Below are 22,838 nucleotides of genomic sequence, written 5' to 3'. Positions count from 1 at the left end.
CTCTTAATACATGCTTTTTTGTATATTGTATCGAATTTGGAAGGGAATATCTAGTTAGATGAAACTGGTGTAACCACAGGCTTATAAAAAAAGCATTTATGGAGCGTCAGACTGCTCACATAAATGCTACTCATTATAAAACTTCGGAAACAACCTATTGCGTAATTGCCCCAACAACCTGGTCAACCAGTCCTTTTGATGAGAGGGGGCCGCCAAATGTCCATGTCGTACCGTTCAGTGGATAGGTGCGTTTTTCTTTAACGAAATTCAGACCGTTCCAGACCGAATTATTTTTCATAGGTGCCCCGAAAACATCATCGTCCGGCTGCACAATATAGATAAAGTTGCTGTTCTGAACAGCAGACAGAGCTTCAATACCGACGGTTGTAAAGCCATACGGTTCAACTTTGCTTGGTTTCCAATCATTAATCATACCGATCTTCGCCAGTGTTGCCACGACGACTGAGTTATCCGAAAACATACGGAGGCTGGCCGCATTTTGCGAAGTGAAAGCTTGTGTCAGTACATAATGATAATCCGACTTGCCAGCAGCGGCGAGCTTTTCTTTGGCTTCAGCATAATGCTGATCCAGTTCGGCAAGCACCTGCTTAGCTTTGTCTTCTTTTCCCAGAGCAACCGCGATGCTATTAAAAATTTCTACCATTTTATCATGATCGTAGCCATTACCATTGTTCAGATTATATTCGATCGTAGGAGCGATGGCCTTAAGTTGCTCATAGATAGCTTCATTCCCATCAACATTGGAAATGATCAGATCCGGCTTCAATGCAGCAATCGCTTCCAGATTCGGCTCGTTACGCGTGCCGACATCGACCACGCTACTATCCAGAGCCGCCTCCGGTGTCACGTATACCTTGTAGTTGGCATTGTCAGCATTACCCACTGGCTGAACGCCCAACGCAACCAAATCCTCTGTAAATGTCCATTCCAGCACTACGACACGCTGTGCGGGCTTGTCGAGCGTGATCTCACCACGATTATGCTTTACCGTCACAGGACCGGTCGCTGTGTCAGTCGGTTTACTACCCGATGTGGCTACCTGATCTTTGTCCGATGCATTGTCGGCTGCTCCGCAACCTGCCAGAGTGAGCGTAAAAACCATTAACAATAAAATCCCGATGAATCCCTTTTTCATAGAAGCGTTCTCCCGTATATATGTTTTTATAAAATGATAATGATTATCATTTTCACCATTATATTATGATAGAGGATTGAAATTTTGTCAATGTAAAAAACGGGTCCGTACCCTCAAGTCGAAAGCTGCCATTATTCAGCATTCCTGTTCGTTGTTAAACTCTCCCCCCTTGGAGCATACTACCAGCAAAATGGAATGCAGAATCCGATGGAAGTACATGCATATCCGATTGCGATAGTCTTTACGATGGGAAAAAGTTTTCATATTGAAAGGGGATTAAACAACATGAGCGAAACCTTCTCTATACCCAAGATAGGACATGAACAGGAGCAACCTCGTGGATCTCAGGATCAACGTAATCATAACGACAGTGGTAGAGGCAGGCAGCAGTCAGGCAAAATACATACGCCTCTCATTCCTTTTGCGCTTGAGTTGGGTTTTTTTTCGGGTTTGCTCTGGGGATTGCTGCGCTGGCTGTTTTATAAGTTGCACTTTACCGTAGTAGCGCCTGGCTTTCTCGCAGAGCCTTTTTTCAAGCATTCATTTATGAACACCATGGCGGGACATCTGGTAGGGCTACTGTTTTTTATTGGATTATCCGTCGTAGCTTCACTGGTGTACACTCTGTTGCTGCGCAGATTTAAGGGTCCTTTACCCGGCATTGTGTATGGCCTGATTTGGTGGGTTGTTTTATTTGTATTAACAGGTCCTAAGCTAGGGATGATGAATGCTCCTGATCGGTTAACATGGAATTCCCTGTATACGGAAATTTGTGTGTTTTTACTGTGGGGACTATTTATCGGATATACCGTTGCTGTCGAGTATACGGATGAAAGAAAGCGCGAGCCTGAGAAAGCTGAGAGCTGAACGTAACAAAAACTTCTCAAGCGCCTATTCCCTGTGTTAAAATAGCATTTGGTTATTTGACAGAGGGGAGCGGAATGAAAGATGAAGAATGACCGGGTGTTAAAGCTGCGGCTGGCGCTGGGCGAGCATAATCTGCGGGCTATGCTGATTACTAGCCCTGTCAATCGTCGATATTTGACAGGCTTCACAGGTTCGGCAGGTTATGTGCTGATTACGGAATCCCATAGCTATTTGCTGACTGACTTTCGCTATATGACGCAAGCGACCGAACAAGCCGAAGGCTTCACGGTAGTGCAGCACGCTGCACAGGTCATGGAAACGGTGAAAGAATTGCTGTCTTCCCATCAGATCAGCGAAACAGGCTTTGAGCAAGACGCTGTAACTGTTGCGACGCATAAAGCTTATAGCGAAGATTTGTCACCTATTTCACTGGTTCCGGTGTCGGGCATTGTAGAGAAATTACGGGTGTACAAGGATGCAGAAGAGCTGGAAGTGATGCAGCGGGCAGCGGATTTGGCAGATGCTACTTTTGCACACATTTTACCTTACATCAAGCCAGGTGTCAGCGAGCGTGAGCTGGATCTGGAAATGGAATTCTTCATGCGCAAGCAGGGAGCTACATCCTCTTCATTTGACACAATTGTGGCTTCTGGGGTTCGTTCGGCATTGCCTCATGGCGTAGCCAGTGCTAAGTTAGTACAAGCAGGCGAGCTGATTACGTTTGATTTTGGTGCGTTGCTGGATGGCTATTGCTCCGATTTGACACGTACAGTGGCCACACAAGGGGATTTAGCGCCCCAGTTGCGTGAGATCTACGATATTGTACTTAAGGCGCAACTTCACGCACTTGAACATATTAAGCCGGGCATGACAGGCCGTGAAGCGGATGCTCTGACCCGGGATATTATTGCAAGCCATGGCTATGGAGACAATTTCGGGCACAGTACAGGTCATGGTCTGGGTCTTGAAGTACATGAATCTACACGCCTGTCGAAGGCGAGTGATGATATTCTGGAGCCGGGCATGGTGGTAACGGTCGAGCCAGGTATCTATGTGCCTGGATTGGGCGGTGTACGGATCGAGGATGATATCGTTATTACAGATAGCGGCATCAAATTATTAACACATTCGAGCAAAGAATTTACAGTCGTTTAATAACGATAACAGTCCTGTAGGAGGGGTATTTTAGTGATTAACGTTAATGATTTTAAAACAGGTTTGACCGTCGAGGTAGACGGAGATATTTTTACGGTGCTGGATTTCCAACACGTAAAACCGGGTAAAGGTGCAGCATTCGTACGCTCCAAGTTGAAAAACTTGCGTAACGGTAACACCGTTGAACGTACATTCCGTGCGGGTGAAACGATCGGTCGGGCGCAAATCGAAAACCGCGGTGTATCTTATCTGTATGCTAGTGCAGACGATCATACATTCATGGATAATGAAACATATGATCAATTCACATTGTCCAGCGATCAACTGAAATGGGAACTTAACTTCCTGAAAGAAAACATGAATGTAAATATCGTTAGCTATAACGGCGAAATCCTGGGTATTAACCTGCCTACCAGCGTTGAACTCAAAGTAATCGAAACAGAACCAGGTATTAAAGGTAATACAGCTACAGGTGCTACCAAAAATGCCAAATTGGAAACGGGTTTGAATGTTCAAGTTCCTTTGTTCATTAACCAAGATGACGTATTGTTAATTGATACACGTGACGGCAAATACATGTCTCGCGCATAAAATTTGCTGCTTTTAGATTTCCTCTGTCCTTGTGAAGGGCAGGGGATATTTTTATAAGCACTAATATTAAAAAACAATGGCTCCGCACAGCACTTTCGTATTATACTGTACTAAAGTTATTCCGCAGGATGTCACGTTCAAGTCGTTGGGTGCCATCTCAAGGTTACATACTGAGTCTGAGGGAGTGAATATCGTTGTCTTTGTATGTCATGAAATTCGGAGGCAGTTCCGTCGGTGACACGGAGCGCATGAAACGCGTGGCAAAACGCGTTGTGGAGAAACAGAGTGAAGGGCATCAATGTGTAGTGGTCGTTTCCGCAATGGGAGACACGACAGACGAACTGATTGACCAGGCCAAATTGTTGAATGAGCAGTTGCCTGCACGTGAGTTGGATATGTTGATGACGACAGGTGAGCAAATTTCAATCGCCTTGTTGTCGATGGCTATTCAGCAGTTGGGTCATGAAGCGGTATCGTTTACGGGATGGCAGGCTGGTTTCCGTACTGAATCTGACTTTGGTCGAGCACGGATTACGGATATTCAACCTCAGCGTGTGCTGGATGCACTGAGCAGCAACAAGATCGTTGTTGTAGCTGGTTTCCAAGGGATGTCTGTAGAGGGAGACATTACGACGTTGGGACGTGGTGGATCTGATACGACGGCGGTTGCGCTGGCGGCGGCGATTCAAGCGGATGCCTGTGAAATTTACACGGATGTGGACGGCATTTATTCAACAGATCCACGGATCGTGAAGGTTGCTCGTAAGCTAAAAGAAATTTCTTATGATGAAATGCTGGAATTAGCTAATCTGGGTGCAGCTGTATTGCATCCTCGTGCGGTAGAATATGCCAAACATAACCGGGTACCGCTGATCGTGCGGTCCAGTTTTAACCATAATGAAGGAACGGTCGTAAAGGAGGATGCAGTAATGGAACAAGGCGTTGTAGTCAGTGGGATTGCATATGATAAAAATGTAGCAAGAATCAGTATTTTGGGCGTCGCCGATATTCCCGGTGTACTGGCGAAAGTATTTGGAACACTGGCGGCAGCCAAAATTGATGTAGACATTATTGTACAGAGCGGGGTTGAAGCTGGTAAAGCGGATTTCTCCTTTACAGTAGCTCTGACGGATCGTGAAGCGGCACTGAAGACGCTGGAAGGTATTCGTGGAGAGCTTCCGTACCGTGAAGTAACGTCTGAGGAAAACTTGGTGAAGGTTTCCATTGTAGGTGCAGGAATGGTTAGCCATCCGGGTGTTGCTGCGCAAATGTTTGCCGTACTGGCAGAGCAAGGCGTTAGCATTAAAATGGTAAGCACATCTGAAATCAAAGTATCGTGTGTAATTGAAGCGGGTAAGCTTCATGAGGTTATTCAGGCGTTGCATACAGCTTATAACCTGGACACCGAGGAGCAAGCGTTTGTGGGTGGACCGCAAGACCGTCGTTAATAACTGCAACGTGATCTAGACACTGAATATGGCTAATGTGAACGATGCTTATGACAGATAAAGGTTGATACATTATATGCCCTCTATTTATAGTTTGATAAATCATAGAATACAGCAGTAGGTTAAGAGGTTGTTCCATCAGTGAGAGTTAAACTGAGGGGAAGCCTCTTTTTTTCTGAATCTATCTTTTCTACCCAAGGGTTTCCCTTAGCCGACAAGGCTTTGAGAGGCCCTTTTTTATTTGTGCAAATTAGAGAATGGTGCTTAAACAAGCGGGAGAAAGGTCTGTTGAGTGTTGATAGGAGTTAGCAAAAGTTTGCCTAGGTTTTCAATATATTTTCGGCATAAAAAGCGAGAGTCAACCATAGACTTGTCTTAAAGAAAAAGGACAACTGTGAGGGGGCTGCATCGGTATGGAATGGCTGGAGTTATTTCCCGAACCGTTGCACGGTATACTCGGAAGGCTTCCAGAAACGGTATTTGAGCAACTGGAAGAAATCCGGGTCAGGGAAGGAAGGCCGTTGGAAATTAATGCAAACGGTGAACATCATTTTGTAACGTCTGCTGGTCAGCTGACTTTGAACCATGTGGAAGCCTATAAGCCTGACCGTGAGGATGCCCACCGACTGCTGGATTTTATCAGCAATCATTCCCTCTATACGATGGAAGAGGAGCTTCGTAAAGGGTTTATTACGATCCCTGGCGGTCATCGTATTGGCTTGGCAGGGAGAACCGTGCTCAACCGAGGACGAGTGGAGCATTTGAGGGATATAAGCAGCTTTAATGTAAGAATTGCGCGTGCAATTCCCGGCATAGCTGATCGGATATTGCCTTATGTAGCAGATCGAATGTCCGGGAAAATCCGGCATACCCTCATTTTGTCCCCTCCTCAGCATGGCAAAACGACACTGCTTAGGGACTTGGCTCGGCAACTCAGTTACGGAGGGATGGAAAGCCATGGGGGGCGACGGAATGGACTCAAGGTAGGCATTATAGACGAACGCTCTGAGATCGCTGGTAGTCACAAAGGTATCCCGGGTTTTGATGTCGGGCCTCGCACCGATGTATTGGACGGATGTCCGAAAGCAGAAGGCATGATGATGATGATCCGCTCGATGTCACCGGATGTCCTCATTGTTGATGAAATCGGACGACCGGAAGATGCGGAGGCGGTGCGCGAAGCGCTCCATGCAGGCATTGCAGTCATTGCTTCCGCACATGGTCGCGATGTGGCTGAAATGGCGACCCGGTCTGCTTTTGCTGGATTAACTACAGGACAAGAGCTATTTCAACTCTACGTCATGCTGGAGCGGACGAGCCGGGGCGTCTCATTCCGACTGGCAGATGCCAAGCAACGCAGGCTTACACTGTCTGGAGAAGGGCAGAATGGGGGTATCTCCTATGCTTAAGCTGCTGGGTGCAGCCTTGGTTATACTGGCCGCTACGCTGGCAGGTTGGCAACGGGCAAGGCAGTTTGCAATGAGGCCGCGGCAAATCAGGGAGTTGATTCTTGCGCTGCAAAGATTGACCACCGAGGTTTCCTACGGGGTGTCTCCGCTACCAGATGCTTTCGCCAAGACAGGAGAGCCCTTGCGAGAGCCCTTACGCACTCTGTTTCAGCAAGCCTCACGCTGGATGCACCCCTCTTTTGGCCTGACTGCCAGAGAAAGCTTGCATAAAGCCATTGAAGACTCGTGGAGCCGTTCCTCTATGAAGCAAGCCGAGAAGGAAGCGATGCGGCAGCTTGCTTACAGTCTTGGAACCAGCGACCGTGAAGACCAGATCAAGCACATTGCGTTGACCATCCAGCAGTTATCCCATGAGGAAGCGCAGGCGCAGGCAGATCAGGTGAGGTACGAGCGTATGAGCAGGAGCCTGGGACTGCTGATCGGAGCATTGATCGTCATTTTGATCTATTAGCGGGGTGCTCGAATGAATTTAGAAGTGAACGCAATTTTCCAAATTGCCGGAATTGGCATTATTATCGCTATGATTCATACCGTATTAAAGCAAATGGGCAAAGAAGACATGGCGCACTGGGTAACGGTCATCGGCTTCGTCGTGGTCCTGTTCATGGTGGTGCGAATGCTGGATAACCTTCTGCAAGAGATCAAATCTATCTTTCTTTTTCAGTAGGTGGACACATGGAAATTATTCAGGTGGTGGGCTTCGCCCTCATTGCCACAGTCCTTATTTTAGTCATTAAGGAACAGAAGCCGATGTTTGCCTTTTTGATTGCAACAGCTGCGGGAATCGTCATTTTTTTGCTGCTGATTGGCAAGATCGGATCTGTGGTTGCTGTACTGGAGCGACTGGCCCGGTCTTCAGGCATGGACATGATCTATTTTAAAACCGTCTTGAAAATAATCGGTATCGCTTATATTGCTGAATTTGGAGCGCAAATCGTTCGGGATGCAGGACAAGACGGGATTGCTTCCAAAATTGAGCTTACCGGAAAGGTACTCATTATGGTGCTCGCAATCCCAATTATCAGCATTATTATTGATACCATTCTGAAGCTGATGCCCGCCTGAGGGGGTGATGCCATGAAAAGGCTGGGGGGCATGCCGAATCTCAAAGTAATTGCAATGTTGCTGCTATGTCTATGGTGTGCCTCGGCTGCGTTCCTCTTTGCAGATACACCGACAAACGAATGGATCAGACAGCAGGCGGAGCAAATGCCCAAAGATGAAGTAGAACATTATTGGGACGGGCTCATGCAGCAATATGGCGGATTTTTCCCTGATCAGAAAACGCCTTCCTTCATGGACATGCTGCTTCCAGGCGGTGAAGGGTTCAGCATAAAGGGTGTATTGAGCGCTATAGCTGATTTTTTCATCCATGAAATCCGAGTAAATGCCAAGTTGCTCGTCACCATCGTCATGCTCAGCATTATGAGTATGGTGCTGGAAACGCTACAAAGCGCTTTTGAAAGCAAACAGGTCAGCAAAGTGGCCTACGCTATCGTATACATGGTCATTATCATTTTGGCGATTAATAGCTTTAGTGTAGCGATTGGTTATGCCAAAGAAGCGATTGATAGCATGATTCACTTCATGATGGCAATGTTGCCTTTGCTGTTTACTATGCTAGCCTCGATGGGGAACGTCGTAACAGTTTCGGTGACCCACCCGCTGATTGTATTTATGATCAACACAGTCGGAACAGTCATTCATACGCTGGTTTTCCCGCTGCTGTTCTTCTCGGCTGTGCTGTACTTGGTCAACTCGCTGACGGGCAAATACAAGCTGACCCAGCTAGCCGATCTGTTGCGGAACGCTGGAGTAGCAGTGCTGGGAGTGCTGCTGACCATTTTTCTAGGAGTCATTTCGGTACAAGGCTTGACATCGTCCGTTACTGACGGATTAACGATCCGTACAGCCAAATATATTACAGGTAGCTTTGTTCCGGTGGTCGGCAAGGCGTTGGCAGATGCGACAGATACAGTTATTTCGGCTTCGCTGCTCGTTAAAAATGCCATTGGTCTGGTAGGAGTCATTATTATTTTGTTCCTGTGCGCCTTTCCCGCCCTCAAGATTCTGACGCTGGCGCTCATTTATAAAGTGACAGCAGCGATCATGCAGCCTTTGGGTGATACGCCTATCGTGGCATGTCTGGATGCGATCGGCAAGAGCATGATTTATGTTTTCGCGGCGCTGGCAGCAGTGGGATTGATGTCCTTCCTTGCAATTACAGTCATGCTCGCAGCAGGCAATATGACAGTCATGATGAGGTGAACCAATGCACGTAAACCAACAAGGGGGGAGGAGAGTGACGTGACCTGGCTGGCAGGCTGGCTCAAGGAACTGGTGCTAATCGTGTTGCTGGCTTCTTTTGTCGATATGATCTTACCGAGCCGATCTATGGAGAGGTATGTCAAACTCGTTCTCAGCCTGCTTATTCTGCTGACGTTGCTGTCTCCGGTCGTGCGCTTACTGAGTACCAGTCCTTCCGAGGTTCTAGGGCGAGCATTGGATCTTCAACGTCAGGCTGAGACAGGCAAGAGGGAACCGACATTGGAGGAGATTCTAGCAAAAGGCAGCCAGTTAAAGCTACAGCAAGAACAAAGCTCCATGCAATGGGCTGGCAAAGAGGTAGCTAAGGAAATGAAAGGACAGTTGGAACAGTATACTGGGTTAGCAATTCAGTCGGTCCAGGTTACCCTTGCAAAGATTCAACAGGAGGAATCAGGGCTGGAGGCAGGAACGGGTGTCCAGTCGGTAGTGGTCCAATTGGCAGAACAGCAGCCAGAAAAAGAAAAGAAAAACACAGACGTCTCGCCTGGTGCAGATGTCAAGCCGATTATGGTGGAGCCTGTAACCGAAAAGACAGTGAATATTCGTGTAGAGCCAACACATGCAAAAACTTCAGATTTTAATGAAGGAACGCGAGAGAATGATCGTAATCCTGACAAAACTGTTGAGGACGGAAAGCCAACAGATACGAAAGCATTTGGCTTAATTACAGGACTTTTACGTGAAAAATGGGGGATAGATAGCAAAAATGTTCAGGTGCTTTCTTCGCAGGATGGAACACATGAATGGTAACAGGAGGTGAGCAGAAATGAGCAAATGGCTGAAAAAGCTGGAGCAATGGCTGGGTGGAGGGGCGGATGGGGCGAAAAGGTTCAATTCATTTCGTTGGTTGCTTATTCTTGGCCTTATCGGTGTAGCGATTATGCTCTTTAATTCATTCGTTAATGTAAAAAAGGTTGATCCAGAAAACGTAGGGCGTGAGCCGCCTGGCGTGATGAAAAATGAGCCTACGTTAGAGACAACAACAGGTGAAGAAAGTTCTTTTGCCGGGATTGAGAAGGTTTTTGAGGACAATATGAAACAGATGCTGGAGCAGATTGTTGGCGTAGGAACCGTTGATGTCATGGTTACGGTAGACTCCACCGAAGAAGTTATCGTTCAACGCAATGTAAAGGACATGCAGGAAGAGAACAATGAGACGGACGCCAATGGTGGACAACGGCACACTACTCAATATACACGTGATGGCGAAATTGTCACCTATGAATCATCTGGTGGTCAGCACACCCCGATTGTGACAAAAAAAGTAAAACCGCAGGTGAGGGGAGTGCTTGTTGTGGCTATGGGGGCAGAAAACCCTACAGTGAAGCAGCTAATTGTCGATGCTGTACAGAAGGGGCTAAATGTACCTTCCTACAAAATTTCAGTCGTACCGCGCAAGCAGGGATAATTTGGAATTCAGGAACAAAGAAGTTTATATTTTAAACCATTAATGAATATGGAGGACGGAACATGAATAATAAAAGACAAACCGTTTGGCTGGTGTCCATGCTGAGTTTAATGGTCGTGCTGTCTGCGTATTATTTGTTTACGGAGGACTCAAGCCCTGCAAATCCACCAGTAGCCGATAGTGAACAAGTGAGCAAGGTTAAGCAGGATGCCGCACAGGAAGCAACGACGAAGGCAGAGGAACAATTGAACGAACTGAAGGTAAACGAAGTAGTGACGAATGGAGAAGTAACTGATGGAGCATCAGCAAATTCCACAAAGTCGGATACGGCTTCTACAACTGACCCAGCAACAGAAAACTCAAAAGGCGACAAAGGTACGGCAGCTACCCCTACTACTGAACCGGCGACATCCAATCAAAACACAACAGCGACTAAGACGGACGCGACAGCACAAAATGACGACAAAGCAGCCTCTACAGCCAAAACCGACCAGCAGGTACTGGATCAAGTGGCAACTGATCAAGCTGCCCAACCTACAGCAGCAGCTGTGATTGACAACTATTTGCTGGAACGGGACGTGGAAAATCAGAAGAAAAATGATGAACTGACTACCGCAATGAACGACAGCACACCAAAGAAAGCTGCGGAGGCTCAAAAGGAATTACATGTACTTGAAGATAAGCAGGCTAAAATTACTGGAATTGAAGAAGAGCTTCAGCAACAGTTCGCCAATGCGGTCGTCCGTGAGGAAGACGCTGATAAATACAAAGTAGTGGTTCTGAGTGAAAAATTGGATGCTAAGCAAGCGGTAACAATTGTCGACAAAGTCATGAAGGAACTGAATGTAACGCAGGATAAGATCAGTGTCCAATATGTTACACAATAAGACAAAAAACGCGAAAAAGCCCGGATTTCTGCATTATTCCGGGCTCTTTCTATTTTTAATGATTGTGATATAATACATAAAGCTGTTTCAACAATGTTATCAGCAACCGGCAAAATGCTGAAGGAGTGATTAATAGAGATGTTTAAATTAAGCGAGATTAAGGAATTGATCAAGCTGGTGGATGAAACGTCTGTGCATGAGCTTGAAATTGAAAATGAAGGAACTCGCTTGTTGATCCGGAAACCGGGCAAAAGCGAAATCGTTACAGTACAGGCTCCTGTGGCAACACCTGCTTATGCAGTGGCACCACAAGCTGTTATTCCAAATCCACAAGTACAGTCCGATGTTGGATCTACAACTGCTGGAGAACCGAGGGAATATGCAAGCAATCTACATAAAATCGTATCTCCGATGGTAGGCACTTTCTATAGTTCTTCATCACCGGATACGGCTCCGTATGTGAGTATCGGCAGCAAAGTGGGCGAAAAAACAACGGTATGTATCATTGAAGCGATGAAGCTGATGAACGAGCTGGAAGCTGAAGTGAAGGGCGAAATTGTGGAAATTTTGGCCGAAAACGGACAGTTGGTCGAGTATGGCCAGCCATTGTTCCTTGTGAAACCGGAGTAAAAAGCTTGTTTGCACCCTCTTTTGAGGGTTCGGCAAGACTGCTCCCAGGGAGGATAAAGTCATGACATTTCAAAAAGTATTGATTGCGAATCGTGGAGAAATTGCGGTTCGTATCATTCGCGCTTGCCGCGAAATGAATATTTCGACAGTTGCTGTATATTCGGAAGCTGACAAGGATTCGTTACATGTGCGTCTCGCAGATGAGGCTTACTGTATCGGACCGACGCTATCTAAGGACAGCTACCTTAATTTTACGAATCTGATGAGCGTTGCTACATTGACTGAATGTGATGCCATTCATCCAGGTTACGGATTTTTGGCGGAAAACGCAGACTTCGCTGAAATTTGCGAATCGTGTAATATTACGTTTATTGGTCCTTCTCCTGAAGCCATTAACAAAATGGGAGATAAGGCCGTAGCTAAGCAGACCATGAAGGATGCCGGAGTTCCAGTTATTCCGGGTTCAGACGGGCTGGTTGAGGATTTGCAGGATGCGATCGGCATCGCACGTGATATCGGATATCCGGTAATTATCAAGGCCACAGCAGGAGGCGGAGGTAAAGGTATTCGTATCGCCGAAGATGAGGATAACCTCATTCAGCAAATCACTACCGCTCAGCAGGAGGCGCAAAAAGCATTTGGCAATGCGGGTGTGTACCTAGAAAAATATTTGACCGGTATGAAACATGTGGAAATACAGATCATAGCGGACAAGCATGGTAATGTTGCCCATTTGGGCGAACGGGACTGCTCTGTGCAGCGTCGTCGTCAGAAGTTGTTGGAGGAAGCACCATGTCCTGTACTTTCGCAGGATGTCCGTGAAGAAATGGGTCAGGCAGCTGTTCGTGCAGCTTTGGCCGTTCAATACTCTGGTGCAGGTACTCTCGAATTTTTGCTCGGCCCGGACAACAATTTCTATTTCATGGAAATGAATACACGTATTCAGGTAGAACATCCCGTAACAGAAATGATTACTGGTGTAGACCTGATTAAGGAAATGATTTCTGTCGCTGAAGGGCATCCGCTTTCCTTTACGCAGGAAGAAGTCACCATCAATGGTTGGGCGATAGAGTGCCGTATTAACGCTGAGGATCCGGATCGTAATTTTATGCCTGCACCGGGTAAAATCGGATTTTATCTGCCTCCAGGCGGTCCTGGGGTACGGGTAGACAGTGCAGTATATCCAGGTTATAGCATTCCTCCTTATTATGACTCTATGATCGCCAAGCTGATTGTGTGGGCACCTACACGGCAGGATGCAATTGCCAAAATGAAGCGGGCTTTGACTGAGTTTGCTATTGAGGGCATACCCACAACGATTTCTTTTCATCAGCGCTTGCTAGAGCATCCGACCTTTATTAAAGGCGATTTTGATATTAAATTTTTGGAGGAAAACGAAGTTTAATCGGTATATTTCCTCCGTTTGTCATAATGAACGCCAAATGATATAGTATGGATAATAAGTGAGCATGTCTGCTTTGAAATCTAAAGCTGGAATGAAACTTATTTTGACCGAAAGGTGTTGAAGGTATGAGCACAGTGCCAACCGAATTCGAACGTACAGAAATTGGGGAGATTCAAATTGCCCCAGAAGTTATTGAAGTCATTGCCGGACTGGCTACCGTTGAGGTACCGGGCGTGGCGGGAATGAGTGGCGGATTTGCTGGTGGGTTTGCCGAACTGCTAGGCCGCAAAAATTTATCTAAAGGTGTAAAAGTGGAAGTCGGACAGCGTGAAGCTGCTGTAGACGTCTCCGTCATTATTGAGTACGGTAACCGTCTGCCTGAGGTGGCTGCTGCTATTCAGCATAATGTTAAGCGTTCGATTGAGAACATGACAGGTCTTAACGTTGTTGAAGTGAACGTGCAAATTCATGATGTTCAATTCAAAAATGCCGATAAAGTAGAAGAGCCGGAAGTGCTGGGCGCCGGACGGGTTAAATAGAGCGATACTTTGTACAAACCCCCGACCCTTATGGGTCGAGGGTTTACTCTAATTTAAGGAGGCTGTGCGTTTCGTGGCTAAAGTTATGGACAGACTTCTGCTGTTCTTGTACAGCTTAAGTATCGGAATTATTTCCATTCTCGCCATCCTCCTCCTGAGCGGGGCCATTCCGTATGTTTTAAGTATTGAGGATGAGCGAGTAGTGTGGTTTACCAGCCTGATTATTGCAGGGGTTCTGTTGTTATTGAGTCTTCGTTTTTTTTATATCTCTATTCGACGGAACCAAACCGTACAGCATTCTATTGATCAACGAACGGAATACGGTGACATTCAGATTTCAGTGGATACCATTGAAAATCTGTGCCTCAAAGCAGCTTCCCGATTTCGCGGGATGCAGGATTTGAAAGCACGCGTTCGTGTGTTGGATTCGGGACTTGATATTACGATTCGGGCGGTTGTAGACGGGGAAAGCTCCATTCCGGTGTTAACCTCCGAGGTACAAAAGGGGGTACACGATCATGTGGAAGAAATTACAGGAATTCCTGTGTCCAATGTATCGGTGTACATCGCTAATGTTTCTCAGTCACCCAGCTTTAAGAGTCGTGTGGAATAGAGGTGATTTTCCCTGATGCCCTGGAAAGAAATATGGGGAAGTTACAAGGGCCGGATCATGGGGATCACGGCTGGTATTTTTTTCGGTTTTATTTATTTGTGGGCAGGCTTTTGGAATATGTTGTTCTTTGCATTGATGGTGTTCATCGGATATACGCTAGGAAGACGTAGCGATTCAGCGCTCGGTTCATTCCTCCCTTGGAAGGAATGGGGCGATTGGTTGTCGCAACGTTGGCGTCCTTTTAAATGAACCCTGTGATACGTGTTCTCCAAAAATAGAGCTGTAGCTTCTTTGCGCCCAACGTTTTGGAGGATGCGTTCACAGGTTTTTTTGTGGAAATTGGTTAGAATGAAAAATAGATATAGGCAAGCGTAGGAGGCAGGGCATGAAAAGACGTCTGGCGAGGGAATTAGCGGTACAGAGTATGTACCATATGGAAATGAATGAAGTGGATGCGGCAGCAGCCGTGGACATGTTGCTTCAGGAAGCCGCTGAGGAAAACGAAGCGGAAGTTGTCGTTAAAAATGCAGCAGTGTTAAGAGCGTATGTCTTGGAGCATGTGCGGGGTACGTGGGAGCACAAGGAAGCCATTGATGGGCTGCTGGTGGATTATCTTAAAGGCTGGCAGATCAGCAGGCTTTCACGTGTAGATCGTCAAATTTTAAGGCTTGCGGCATATGAGATGATTTTCCGTGAGGATGTTCCAGCCAAGGTAGCTGTTAATGAAGCGATTGAGTTGTCGAAGCACTTTGGTACCGAGGAATCCGGTAAATTTGTTAATGGTGTACTGGGACGAGTGATACAAGAACTGGAGCAATTGAAAGCACGTTTTTAAGTAGAGACTACTGAATCAGGTTGGAGAGTGGTAAAACATGTCAGCACCGATCATTGATGGTAAACAAATCTCTCAGGATATTCGCGCAAGCATTCAGCAAGAGGTCATTCGTCTGAAAGAGCACAGCTTTCAACCCGGACTGGCTGTTGTATTGGTAGGCGAAGATCCCGCTTCGCAAGTGTATGTTAAAAACAAGGAAAAGGCATGCCATGATCTCGGCTATTACTCCGAGGTTCATCGGTTGGCAGCAGATACTTCGCAGGAAGCATTACTGGAACTGGTAAACAAGCTGAACCATCAAAGTACCATCCATGGAATTTTGGTGCAACTGCCGTTGCCAAAGCATATTCATGAAAAAGCTGTCATTGACGCGATTGCAGTGGAGAAGGATGTGGATGGATTCCATCCGGTGAACGTAGGGAATTTGGTCATCGGTGACGATAGTCTATTGCCTTGTACTCCTGCTGGAGTCATTGAGTTAATTAAGCGTGCTGGAGTGGAGATAGCCGGTAAACATGCGGTAGTTATTGGTCGCAGTAATATCGTGGGCAAGCCAGTGTCTTTATTGTTGCAGCGTGAAAATGCTACGGTTACGATGTGCCACTCCCGTACAGCGAATATTGCGGACCTAAGTCGACAAGCAGATATCTTAGTCGTTGCGATCGGCAAAGCCAACTTTATTGATGCTTCGTTCGTGAAGCCCGGAGCGGTAGTGATAGATGTAGGGATGAACCGTCTGGAGAACGGAAAGCTGGCGGGGGACGTTGATTTTGAGAGCGTGAAGCAAGTGTCTGGTCCGATTACGCCTGTTCCCGGCGGAGTAGGGCCGATGACAATTACGATGCTGATGCAAAATACGCTCGTAGCGGCCAAGCGGTCGCACGGTTTGGCATAAGGACAGCTGCCTGTGGCTGAACAACGTATTTACTCTATAAAGGACCTGAATCGTTATATCCGGATGAAATTGGAGTCGGATCAGGTGCTGTCTGATGTATGGATACGCGGGGAAATTTCTAATTTTACGCATCATTCAAGTGGTCACATGTACTTTACGCTCAAGGATGAGGGGAGCCGCATACGTTCGATTATGTTTGCAACCCATAATCAGCGGCTCCCTTTCGTACCGAAAGAAGGTACGCGTGTTATTGCCCGGGGAAACGTATCCGTGTACGAACGAGATGGACAATATCAGTTTTATGCGACTCAAATGCAGCCTGATGGTATAGGAAGCCTTTATTTAGCTTACGAGCAGCTCAAGCAAAAGCTGGATGCAGAGGGACTGTTTGATACTGCTCGTAAGCGTAACCTCCCTGCCCATCCAGTAACCATTGGCGTGATTACGTCACCGACTGGAGCGGCTGTGCGTGATATTATTACGACACTTCAGCGGCGATACCCGCAGGCTGGAATTGTGTTGTATCCTGTGCTTGTACAAGGAAAAGGTGCCGCCCCCTCGATCGTCAAGGCAATTGAAACTATGAATCGTATGCAAGAGGTTCAGGTGATGATTGTCGGACGGGGAGGTGGCTCGTTGGAAGAACTGTGGGCGTTTAATGAGGAAGCGGTTGCGCGCGCCATTTACGCATCGGTCATTCCGGTTATTTCGGCAGTTGGACACGAAACGGATTTTACCATTGCCGATTTTGTGGCTGACTTACGTGCGGCAACGCCAACCGCAGCAGCCGAGTTGGCCGTGCCTAATCAGGCAGAGCTACGGGATCAGCTGCTCCAGCGGGAGCAACGGTTGCGCAACGCCCTCCGGCAGCGGCTGGAAACCAGCCGTGTACGCTTGGCGAGGCTTCAGCGTTCACCAGTCCTGCTGCACCCACGCCGCTATATGCTACAGCATGCAGAGCGAATGGACATGCTGCATCAGCGTCTAATCCGCGCAGCGCGTAACCGTTCTCGTTTGAACGCAGAAAAGAACGCACGTATGCGTCAGGTACTAGAACGGTTTAATCCGCGTGAACAAATTCGTTCAGCACGCAAGCAGACGGATATGGCGCAACGTCAGCTGGAGTCTGCGATGCGTGCTATTACGAAAACGGGACGGCAGCAGTTGCACACGGGAATTCGTCAACTGGATGCGCTGAGCCCACTCAAAGTCATGGCCCGAGGCTATAGCTTGGTATACGATGAGCAGGAAAAACGGCTGATTAAGTCGCTCAAAGACGTACAGCCGGGAGATTCCATCAAGATTAAAGTGAGTGATGGGCAGTTGGACTGCCAAGTATGGGGAATGAAGGAGGACGCGAAGCACGGTGGCGAATGAAACGGAATTGAATTTTGAAGCGGCTATGGCTGCTCTTGAAGAAATTGTCGGACAACTGGAGCATGGAGACGTTCCTCTGGAGCAAGCCATTGATTTGTTCCAGCGGGGGATGAAGTTGTCTCAACTTTGCAGTCAGAAGCTGGAGCAGGTTGAACGTAAAATTGAAATGATCGTGGAAGAGGATGGAGATTTGCGCAAGAAGCCTTTTGGTGGGGGACTGGATGAAAACGGCGGTGAAGGACTTGAATAGACCGTCGTTCAAGGAATATTTGACCGGGACGACGGATGCGGTTTCGTCCGCACTGACCGAGCAATTCCCGGCCGATTGGGACATTCCCGATGTTCTTCGAGAATCCATGAATTATTCACTCACCGCAGGCGGAAAACGGCTGCGGCCTCTGCTTGTGATCGCTGCTGCTGAAGCATTCGGTGGAAGCAGGGAAGCTGCGCTGCCAGTGGCATGTGCGGTAGAAATGGTACATACGTACTCCCTCATTCATGACGACTTGCCAGCCATGGATGATGATGACTATCGGCGAGGTAAGCTGACGAATCATAAGGTATACGGCGAGGCGGTTGCCGTCCTTGCGGGTGATGCTTTGTTGACCCATGCCTTTTACAGTATTGTGCAAGCAGGACGGCGTCACGGTGTTTCGTCTGATTCGCTATTGTCCATAGTTGAGGATTTGTCCGAAATGAGTGGCGCGCGGGGCATGGTAGGCGGACAGGTCGCCGATATGTCAGGCGAGCAAGGAATGACGGGGATCGAGGAACTGGAATATATCCATCTTCATAAAACGGCTGATTTGATTATTTTCTCGCTCTTGGCAGGTGGACGGATTGGTGGGGCGGACAAGGGTCAATTAGAGGCGCTTCGACGCTTTGGACGAGATTTGGGGCTGGCTTTTCAGATACAGGACGATATACTGGACCTCATAGGCGATGAGAGTAAAATGGGTAAGAAAACGCAAAGTGATGTTGAACAAGAGAAGGTCACCTATCCGTATTTCATTGGTATGGACGCATCTTTGCAGCAGGTAGAGGAACTCACCGCATCTGCTAAAAGAGTGATAATAGAGAGTGGTATCCCCGATTCTTCTCGTTTGCTGGAGATAGCCGATTACCTGATGAAGCGTGATCATTAGTTGCGTTAGAGCTGTTTTGACTTGTCTGCGTTTAAGCACAGTCAAAAAGTGTGATATAATACTTGTTAACTTTACTCACAAACTTGAAGGAAAGCGGGGAGATATGCGTGCTGCTTCCACACATAAAGCAACCAGGCGATCTGAAATCACTGTCGGTTGAGGAGTTGGCTTCTCTAGCCGAGGAAATCAGGAGCTTTTTGATTGAGAAGCTGTCCGTGACTGGGGGGCATCTGGCATCGAATCTGGGAGTGGTTGAGCTCACGATCGCCCTGCATTATTGCTATAACAGTCCGAAGGACAAGATGATTTATGACGTTGGGCACCAAGCCTACGTACACAAAATATTGACAGGGCGAATGGACCGTTTTGATACACTTCGTCAGCGTGATGGACTTTGTGGTTTTGTAAAAAGAAGTGAGAGCGAGCATGATGTTTGGGAAGCCGGTCATAGCAGCACTTCTCTGTCGGCCGCAATGGGAATGGCTTTGGCTCGAGATTTGAAGGGCGAGGACAATAAAGTCATTGCAATGATCGGAGACGGCGCGCTGACTGGGGGGATGGCCTTCGAAGCGTTGAATCATATCGGACATGAGCGCAAAAATTTAATGGTAATTCTGAATGACAACGAAATGTCCATAGCACCTAATGTAGGGGCCATGCATAATTATTTGAGTAAAATCCGCTCGGACCGCCATTATTTGCGGGCAAAAGATGAGCTGGAAGTTTTGCTGAAAAAAATACCCGCGATCGGCGGTAAACTTGCCAAATCGGCTGGCCGTGTCAAGGACAGTCTTAAATATATGATGGTGCCTGGTGTACTGTTTGAAGAGCTGGGACTTACGTATCTCGGTCCAGTGGACGGACATGATTTGCCGAAGCTAATCGAAACCTTCCAGCAGGCTGATAATGTCACTGGCCCTGTATTGGTGCATGTCGTAACCACCAAGGGCAAGGGCTATAAACCTGCGGAAGCAGATTCACACAAATGGCATGGAATCAGTCCCTACAAAATTGAATCGGGTCAGGTACTCAAAGCTGTAGGTAATCCGATGTATACGGAAATTTTCGGTCGAACGTTGATTGAGCTGGCTGAGCAGGATGAGCGCATCGTTGCGGTCACACCCGCTATGCCTGGCGGATCAGGTTTGGTACCGTTTAGTAAAGAGTTTCCTAGCCGTATGATTGACGTCGGCATTGCTGAACAGCATGCAGCTACCATGTGTGCTGCGTTGGCAATGGAAGGGATGAAGCCGGTGTTTGCGGTGTACTCCACTTTTATGCAGCGTGCTTATGACCAGATTGTGCATGATATCTGTCGTCATAATGCGAACGTAATGTTCGCGATTGACCGTGCAGGTTTTGTTGGGGCTGACGGGGAAACTCATCATGGCGTGTTTGATGTGGCATTCTTACGTCATATCCCCAATCTTGTGCTTATGATGCCGAAGGATGAGAACGAGCTACGTCATATGATGAAAACAGCGCTCGACTATGAAGATGGTCCAATTGCTTATCGTTACCCACGTGTTAATGTGGTTGGCGTGCCGTTGGATAAAGAATTACAGGCTATTCCCATCGGCAGTTGGGAGCTCCTGCGTAAGGGTGAGGGCTTTGCTGTAATTGCATCAGGACCGATGCTCCAGGTGGCGACAGAGGCTGCGGAGGCGATGAAACGGGAAGGTTTGCAAGTGGGCGTCGTGAATGCTCGTTTCCTGAAACCTTTGGACGAGGATATGTTGCGTGAGCTGGCTCGTCAGCATACGAAGCTGATCGTATTGGAAGAAGCTTCTGAAGCAGGAAGCTTGGGTAGCGCTGTACTGGAATTTTACGCTAAAGCCGAAATACAAGAGGCACAGGTGCGCCTAATGGGGATTCCCGATCTGTTCGTGGAGCATGGCTCCATCAAAGAGCAGCGTGCTGAAGTAGGTCTCACCATTGAAGATGTATGCTTAAAGTTGCGTAAATGGGCTGCTGAGCCAGCATATGGCATGGGACAATCTGTATAGGGTAACTTGAAGTGAAGACCATGACGTTTATAAAAAGTATGACAAGAGCAGCCTGGCTGCCTAAAGGGAGATTAACATGTCTGTTCCGAAGGAACGCATTGATGTATTACTTGTAGAACAAGGCTTTTTTGAAAGCCGTGAAAAAGCTAAAGCTGCGATTATGGCTGGGCTAGTGCTGGCGGACAGCGAACGGATCGAGAAGGCGGGGATGAAGGTACCACGCGCCAGCGAGCTTAAAGTTAAGGGTTCGGTGCATCCGTATGTAAGCCGTGGAGGATTGAAGCTGGAGAAGGCCATCCGTCAATTTGAGCTGGATATGAAGGGCAGGACAATGCTGGATATTGGCTCGTCCACTGGAGGTTTTACGGATTGTGCGCTTCAGCATGGAGCTGAATACGTATACGCCATTGATGTGGGTTATAACCAGCTGGATTGGTCGCTTCGTAATGATGAACGAGTATGCGTAATGGAGAAAACGAATTTCAGATATATGACACCCGCGGATTTGAATGGTTCCGTGCCGAATTTTGCTAGTATTGACGTTTCCTTTATTTCATTACGTATTATTTTGCCCCCGTTGCTTGCCTTGTTGCATCAACCTGCTGATATTGTAGCTCTAATCAAGCCGCAATTCGAAGCTGGACGCGAAAAGGTCGGAAAATCCGGTGTGGTCCGTGATCCTGCTACGCATAAAGAAGTGTTGCAGACCATTCTGATGTTTGCACATGAGCTTGGACTTACGCTGCAAGGTTTGGCTTATTCACCTATTACAGGTGGAGAAGGCAATATTGAATTTTTAGCGCATTGGCGTTTGGATGGGTTTCCTGCTGCAGAATCGCAGTTGGAGAAGATGGATTTCAGACCACTGATTGAACGTACCGTTCAGGAAGCAGGTCAGACTTTTAATAATGGTCCATCGCGTAAGTAACATTCAGGGGTTCTCCATGAGTTCTGTGAACTTAAGGGAACCTCTTTTTGGTGTGAGGGATTGATTATAGAACTCACGTTCGCCTATAATGAGATGTACAAAGGAAAAGGGATTTTACATCTTGTCCTAGAATATGTCCATGAGGTGATCGGTCCATGGACACAAGATATGATACGGTTATCATCGCTGTGATCGGGGTGATATTAGGAATATGGGCTTTGTATAGCCTACGTGCCTGGTTGAAGGAGCCAGAGCCGCTTGTGCTAAAGACGATACCGATTAACGAGGACTTGGACGAAGGACCTGCCACACACCTACTCGAAGAAGCAGGATATGAAGTAGTGGGCGGGAAGATGAAAATACCGCTTGCTTTTAAAGTGAACGGACATACCGTGTATAGCCGTTTGTTTATAGACTACGTGGCTGTACGAAACGGTTCGACATATATGGTCAAAACGTCACGCCGCAAGAAACCAATGGAGTGGAGTGGTCCTGATTTAAGGGACAGGCTCATGCCGTATTTATTGCTCTATCCGGGTTGCGCGGGTGTATTGTACGTTGATACGGACGAGCGAAGTATTCGCCTTATTACATTAGTGGAAGACCTCGAAGAAGAGGAATATGAAGGTTAATCCATAGGAGGATTATATGAAGGGTCAACGACATATTAAAATTAGGGAAATTATTTCACAACATGAGATTGAGACGCAGGATGATCTGGTTGAAGCATTGCGTAAGGCTGGTTTTCAGGTCACACAGGCGACCGTATCGCGTGATATCAAGGAGCTACTGCTCATCAAGGTCCCAATGGACGATGGCAGATATAAATATTCGATGCCTTCAGATCAGCGCTACAATCCAGCCCAGAAACTGAAACGTACGTTGGTTGATAACTTTTTGCATATTGACTACACAACCAATCTGATTGTGATGAAGTGTCTGCCGGGAACAGCCAACTCGATTGCTGCTTTATTGGACAATATTGAATGGTCCGAAATTATGGGTACGATTAGCGGAGATGACACCATTTTGATTATTTGCCGATCGGAAGAAAACAGCGAAGCTATCGTGAATCGTCTTATGGGCTACATTTCCTAATTATAATGGCTACGCATATTAGGCGTTTTAATTTGTACATCATAGAGGTGAAAGAACG

The 22,838-nt window shown here is 47.2% G+C and carries 27 protein-coding genes; 26 read left to right on the top strand and 1 reads right to left on the bottom strand.

Translation table 11 applies throughout. From position 1 onward, the window contains the following. Nucleotides 1-154: 154 nt before the first annotated feature. Nucleotides 155-1,156, bottom strand: a complete 1,002-nt coding sequence (locus tag MLD56_RS15205) for an ABC transporter substrate-binding protein (protein ID WP_029517246.1) — start codon at nucleotides 1,154-1,156, stop codon at nucleotides 155-157. Nucleotides 1,157-1,441: 285 nt separating this feature from the next. On the opposite strand from MLD56_RS15205, the gene MLD56_RS15200 reads away from it, so the two are divergent. From MLD56_RS15200 to ahrC, 26 genes are all read left to right on the top strand, one after another. Further along, nucleotides 1,442-2,023: a YqhR family membrane protein gene (locus tag MLD56_RS15200; protein ID WP_029517247.1), complete on the top strand. Its 582-nt coding sequence runs from the start codon at nucleotides 1,442-1,444 to the stop codon at nucleotides 2,021-2,023. Between the two features lie 81 nt (nucleotides 2,024-2,104). Further along, a complete protein-coding gene (locus MLD56_RS15195) occupies nucleotides 2,105-3,178 on the top strand; it encodes a M24 family metallopeptidase (protein WP_029517248.1) in 1,074 nt (357 codons plus the stop codon). Nucleotides 3,179-3,211: 33 nt separating this feature from the next. After that, the gene (gene efp / locus MLD56_RS15190) at nucleotides 3,212-3,769 is read left to right on the top strand and encodes an elongation factor P (protein WP_029517249.1); all 558 of its coding nucleotides are present in this window, start codon (nucleotides 3,212-3,214) and stop codon (nucleotides 3,767-3,769) included. Nucleotides 3,770-3,963: 194 nt separating this feature from the next. Beyond that, nucleotides 3,964-5,217 carry an aspartate kinase gene (locus MLD56_RS15185; RefSeq protein ID WP_029517250.1) on the top strand — a complete coding sequence of 418 codons (1,254 nt, stop codon included), beginning with the start codon at nucleotides 3,964-3,966 and terminating at the stop codon, nucleotides 5,215-5,217. A 413-nt stretch (nucleotides 5,218-5,630) separates the two neighbouring features. Beyond that, entirely contained in the window at nucleotides 5,631-6,626 is a 996-nt protein-coding gene (gene spoIIIAA / locus MLD56_RS15180; RefSeq protein ID WP_029517251.1) for a stage III sporulation protein AA, read from the top strand. Then, nucleotides 6,619-7,137 (top strand): stage III sporulation protein SpoIIIAB, encoded by a 519-nt coding sequence (gene spoIIIAB / locus MLD56_RS15175; RefSeq protein WP_029517252.1) that lies wholly within the window; start codon nucleotides 6,619-6,621, stop codon nucleotides 7,135-7,137. The genes spoIIIAA and spoIIIAB overlap by 8 nt, the downstream gene beginning before the upstream one ends. 12 nt (nucleotides 7,138-7,149) lie before the next feature. Next, nucleotides 7,150-7,353, top strand: a complete 204-nt coding sequence (gene spoIIIAC / locus MLD56_RS15170) for a stage III sporulation protein AC (protein WP_010345636.1) — start codon at nucleotides 7,150-7,152, stop codon at nucleotides 7,351-7,353. 8 nt (nucleotides 7,354-7,361) lie between these two features. Continuing rightward, nucleotides 7,362-7,751 carry a stage III sporulation protein AD gene (gene spoIIIAD / locus MLD56_RS15165; RefSeq protein WP_013310826.1) on the top strand — a complete coding sequence of 130 codons (390 nt, stop codon included), beginning with the start codon at nucleotides 7,362-7,364 and terminating at the stop codon, nucleotides 7,749-7,751. 12 nt (nucleotides 7,752-7,763) lie between these two features. Next, the gene (gene spoIIIAE / locus MLD56_RS15160) at nucleotides 7,764-8,954 is read left to right on the top strand and encodes a stage III sporulation protein AE (protein ID WP_029517253.1); all 1,191 of its coding nucleotides are present in this window, start codon (nucleotides 7,764-7,766) and stop codon (nucleotides 8,952-8,954) included. Nucleotides 8,955-8,993: 39 nt separating this feature from the next. After that, complete coding sequence (gene spoIIIAF / locus MLD56_RS15155; protein ID WP_029517254.1) at nucleotides 8,994-9,764, top strand: stage III sporulation protein AF; 771 nt, start codon at nucleotides 8,994-8,996, stop codon at nucleotides 9,762-9,764. A gap of 16 nt (nucleotides 9,765-9,780) precedes the next feature. After that, the gene (gene spoIIIAG / locus MLD56_RS15150; RefSeq protein ID WP_029517255.1) at nucleotides 9,781-10,422 is read left to right on the top strand and encodes a stage III sporulation protein AG; all 642 of its coding nucleotides are present in this window, start codon (nucleotides 9,781-9,783) and stop codon (nucleotides 10,420-10,422) included. Nucleotides 10,423-10,484: 62 nt separating this feature from the next. After that, nucleotides 10,485-11,309, top strand: coding sequence for a SpoIIIAH-like family protein (locus tag MLD56_RS15145; RefSeq protein WP_029517256.1), 825 nt, complete (start codon nucleotides 10,485-10,487; stop codon nucleotides 11,307-11,309). A 138-nt stretch (nucleotides 11,310-11,447) separates the two neighbouring features. Further along, nucleotides 11,448-11,939, top strand: coding sequence for an acetyl-CoA carboxylase biotin carboxyl carrier protein (gene accB, locus MLD56_RS15140; RefSeq protein ID WP_029517257.1), 492 nt, complete (start codon nucleotides 11,448-11,450; stop codon nucleotides 11,937-11,939). Between the two features lie 61 nt (nucleotides 11,940-12,000). Next, nucleotides 12,001-13,344 (top strand): acetyl-CoA carboxylase biotin carboxylase subunit, encoded by a 1,344-nt coding sequence (gene accC, locus MLD56_RS15135; RefSeq protein WP_029517258.1) that lies wholly within the window; start codon nucleotides 12,001-12,003, stop codon nucleotides 13,342-13,344. A 125-nt stretch (nucleotides 13,345-13,469) separates the two neighbouring features. After that, the gene (locus MLD56_RS15130) at nucleotides 13,470-13,883 is read left to right on the top strand and encodes an Asp23/Gls24 family envelope stress response protein (RefSeq protein WP_029517259.1); all 414 of its coding nucleotides are present in this window, start codon (nucleotides 13,470-13,472) and stop codon (nucleotides 13,881-13,883) included. A 73-nt stretch (nucleotides 13,884-13,956) separates the two neighbouring features. Then, nucleotides 13,957-14,496, top strand: a complete 540-nt coding sequence (amaP, locus tag MLD56_RS15125) for an alkaline shock response membrane anchor protein AmaP (protein WP_029517260.1) — start codon at nucleotides 13,957-13,959, stop codon at nucleotides 14,494-14,496. Nucleotides 14,497-14,511: 15 nt separating this feature from the next. Continuing rightward, nucleotides 14,512-14,745 carry a DUF2273 domain-containing protein gene (locus tag MLD56_RS15120; RefSeq protein ID WP_023989248.1) on the top strand — a complete coding sequence of 78 codons (234 nt, stop codon included), beginning with the start codon at nucleotides 14,512-14,514 and terminating at the stop codon, nucleotides 14,743-14,745. Between the two features lie 136 nt (nucleotides 14,746-14,881). Then, complete coding sequence (gene nusB / locus MLD56_RS15115) at nucleotides 14,882-15,331, top strand: transcription antitermination factor NusB (RefSeq protein WP_013310817.1); 450 nt, start codon at nucleotides 14,882-14,884, stop codon at nucleotides 15,329-15,331. A 37-nt stretch (nucleotides 15,332-15,368) separates the two neighbouring features. Then, nucleotides 15,369-16,226 (top strand): bifunctional methylenetetrahydrofolate dehydrogenase/methenyltetrahydrofolate cyclohydrolase FolD, encoded by an 858-nt coding sequence (folD, locus tag MLD56_RS15110; protein ID WP_029517261.1) that lies wholly within the window; start codon nucleotides 15,369-15,371, stop codon nucleotides 16,224-16,226. A 12-nt stretch (nucleotides 16,227-16,238) separates the two neighbouring features. Beyond that, nucleotides 16,239-17,603, top strand: a complete 1,365-nt coding sequence (xseA, locus tag MLD56_RS15105) for an exodeoxyribonuclease VII large subunit (protein ID WP_165147057.1) — start codon at nucleotides 16,239-16,241, stop codon at nucleotides 17,601-17,603. After that, the gene (xseB, locus tag MLD56_RS15100; protein ID WP_013310814.1) at nucleotides 17,593-17,853 is read left to right on the top strand and encodes an exodeoxyribonuclease VII small subunit; all 261 of its coding nucleotides are present in this window, start codon (nucleotides 17,593-17,595) and stop codon (nucleotides 17,851-17,853) included. The genes xseA and xseB overlap by 11 nt, the downstream gene beginning before the upstream one ends. Then, a complete protein-coding gene (locus MLD56_RS15095; protein WP_069012726.1) occupies nucleotides 17,825-18,748 on the top strand; it encodes a polyprenyl synthetase family protein in 924 nt (307 codons plus the stop codon). The genes xseB and MLD56_RS15095 overlap by 29 nt, the downstream gene beginning before the upstream one ends. A 107-nt stretch (nucleotides 18,749-18,855) precedes the next feature. Continuing rightward, a complete protein-coding gene (gene dxs, locus MLD56_RS15090) occupies nucleotides 18,856-20,754 on the top strand; it encodes a 1-deoxy-D-xylulose-5-phosphate synthase (RefSeq protein ID WP_029517266.1) in 1,899 nt (632 codons plus the stop codon). A gap of 76 nt (nucleotides 20,755-20,830) precedes the next feature. Continuing rightward, nucleotides 20,831-21,682 carry a TlyA family RNA methyltransferase gene (locus MLD56_RS15085; protein WP_029517267.1) on the top strand — a complete coding sequence of 284 codons (852 nt, stop codon included), beginning with the start codon at nucleotides 20,831-20,833 and terminating at the stop codon, nucleotides 21,680-21,682. A 155-nt stretch (nucleotides 21,683-21,837) separates the two neighbouring features. After that, the gene (locus MLD56_RS15080) at nucleotides 21,838-22,314 is read left to right on the top strand and encodes a hypothetical protein (protein WP_029517268.1); all 477 of its coding nucleotides are present in this window, start codon (nucleotides 21,838-21,840) and stop codon (nucleotides 22,312-22,314) included. A 16-nt stretch (nucleotides 22,315-22,330) separates the two neighbouring features. Then, entirely contained in the window at nucleotides 22,331-22,780 is a 450-nt protein-coding gene (gene ahrC, locus MLD56_RS15075) for a transcriptional regulator AhrC/ArgR (protein ID WP_013310809.1), read from the top strand. Nucleotides 22,781-22,838 lie beyond the last annotated feature (58 nt).

It is taken from the genome of Paenibacillus peoriae, from assembly GCF_022531965.1.
Classification (GTDB): domain Bacteria; phylum Bacillota; class Bacilli; order Paenibacillales; family Paenibacillaceae; genus Paenibacillus; species Paenibacillus polymyxa_D.
This window is presented reverse-complemented; position numbering and strand designations above follow the sequence as displayed.

Excerpts from the sequence above, each read along its gene's own strand:
- MLD56_RS15080 (WP_029517268.1), top strand. The coding sequence starts at position 21,838 with ATGGACACAAGATATGATACGGTTATCATCGCTGTGATCGGGGTGATA.
- MLD56_RS15195 (WP_029517248.1), top strand. The coding sequence starts at position 2,105 with ATGAAGAATGACCGGGTGTTAAAGCTGCGGCTGGCGCTGGGCGAGCAT.
- spoIIIAC (WP_010345636.1), top strand. The coding sequence starts at position 7,150 with ATGAATTTAGAAGTGAACGCAATTTTCCAAATTGCCGGAATTGGCATT.
- spoIIIAA (WP_029517251.1), top strand. The coding sequence starts at position 5,631 with ATGGAATGGCTGGAGTTATTTCCCGAACCGTTGCACGGTATACTCGGA.
- spoIIIAB (WP_029517252.1), top strand. The coding sequence starts at position 6,619 with ATGCTTAAGCTGCTGGGTGCAGCCTTGGTTATACTGGCCGCTACGCTG.
- spoIIIAD (WP_013310826.1), top strand. The coding sequence starts at position 7,362 with ATGGAAATTATTCAGGTGGTGGGCTTCGCCCTCATTGCCACAGTCCTT.
- MLD56_RS15200 (WP_029517247.1), top strand. The coding sequence starts at position 1,442 with ATGAGCGAAACCTTCTCTATACCCAAGATAGGACATGAACAGGAGCAA.
- ahrC (WP_013310809.1), top strand. The coding sequence starts at position 22,331 with ATGAAGGGTCAACGACATATTAAAATTAGGGAAATTATTTCACAACAT.
- MLD56_RS15085 (WP_029517267.1), top strand. The coding sequence starts at position 20,831 with ATGTCTGTTCCGAAGGAACGCATTGATGTATTACTTGTAGAACAAGGC.
- MLD56_RS15205 (WP_029517246.1), bottom strand. The coding sequence starts at position 1,156 with ATGAAAAAGGGATTCATCGGGATTTTATTGTTAATGGTTTTTACGCTC.
- folD (WP_029517261.1), top strand. The coding sequence starts at position 15,369 with ATGTCAGCACCGATCATTGATGGTAAACAAATCTCTCAGGATATTCGC.
- MLD56_RS15130 (WP_029517259.1), top strand. The coding sequence starts at position 13,470 with ATGAGCACAGTGCCAACCGAATTCGAACGTACAGAAATTGGGGAGATT.
- spoIIIAG (WP_029517255.1), top strand. The coding sequence starts at position 9,781 with ATGAGCAAATGGCTGAAAAAGCTGGAGCAATGGCTGGGTGGAGGGGCG.
- MLD56_RS15095 (WP_069012726.1), top strand. The coding sequence starts at position 17,825 with ATGAAAACGGCGGTGAAGGACTTGAATAGACCGTCGTTCAAGGAATAT.
- accB (WP_029517257.1), top strand. The coding sequence starts at position 11,448 with ATGTTTAAATTAAGCGAGATTAAGGAATTGATCAAGCTGGTGGATGAA.
- nusB (WP_013310817.1), top strand. The coding sequence starts at position 14,882 with ATGAAAAGACGTCTGGCGAGGGAATTAGCGGTACAGAGTATGTACCAT.
- accC (WP_029517258.1), top strand. The coding sequence starts at position 12,001 with ATGACATTTCAAAAAGTATTGATTGCGAATCGTGGAGAAATTGCGGTT.
- MLD56_RS15145 (WP_029517256.1), top strand. The coding sequence starts at position 10,485 with ATGAATAATAAAAGACAAACCGTTTGGCTGGTGTCCATGCTGAGTTTA.
- MLD56_RS15120 (WP_023989248.1), top strand. The coding sequence starts at position 14,512 with ATGCCCTGGAAAGAAATATGGGGAAGTTACAAGGGCCGGATCATGGGG.
- spoIIIAE (WP_029517253.1), top strand. The coding sequence starts at position 7,764 with ATGAAAAGGCTGGGGGGCATGCCGAATCTCAAAGTAATTGCAATGTTG.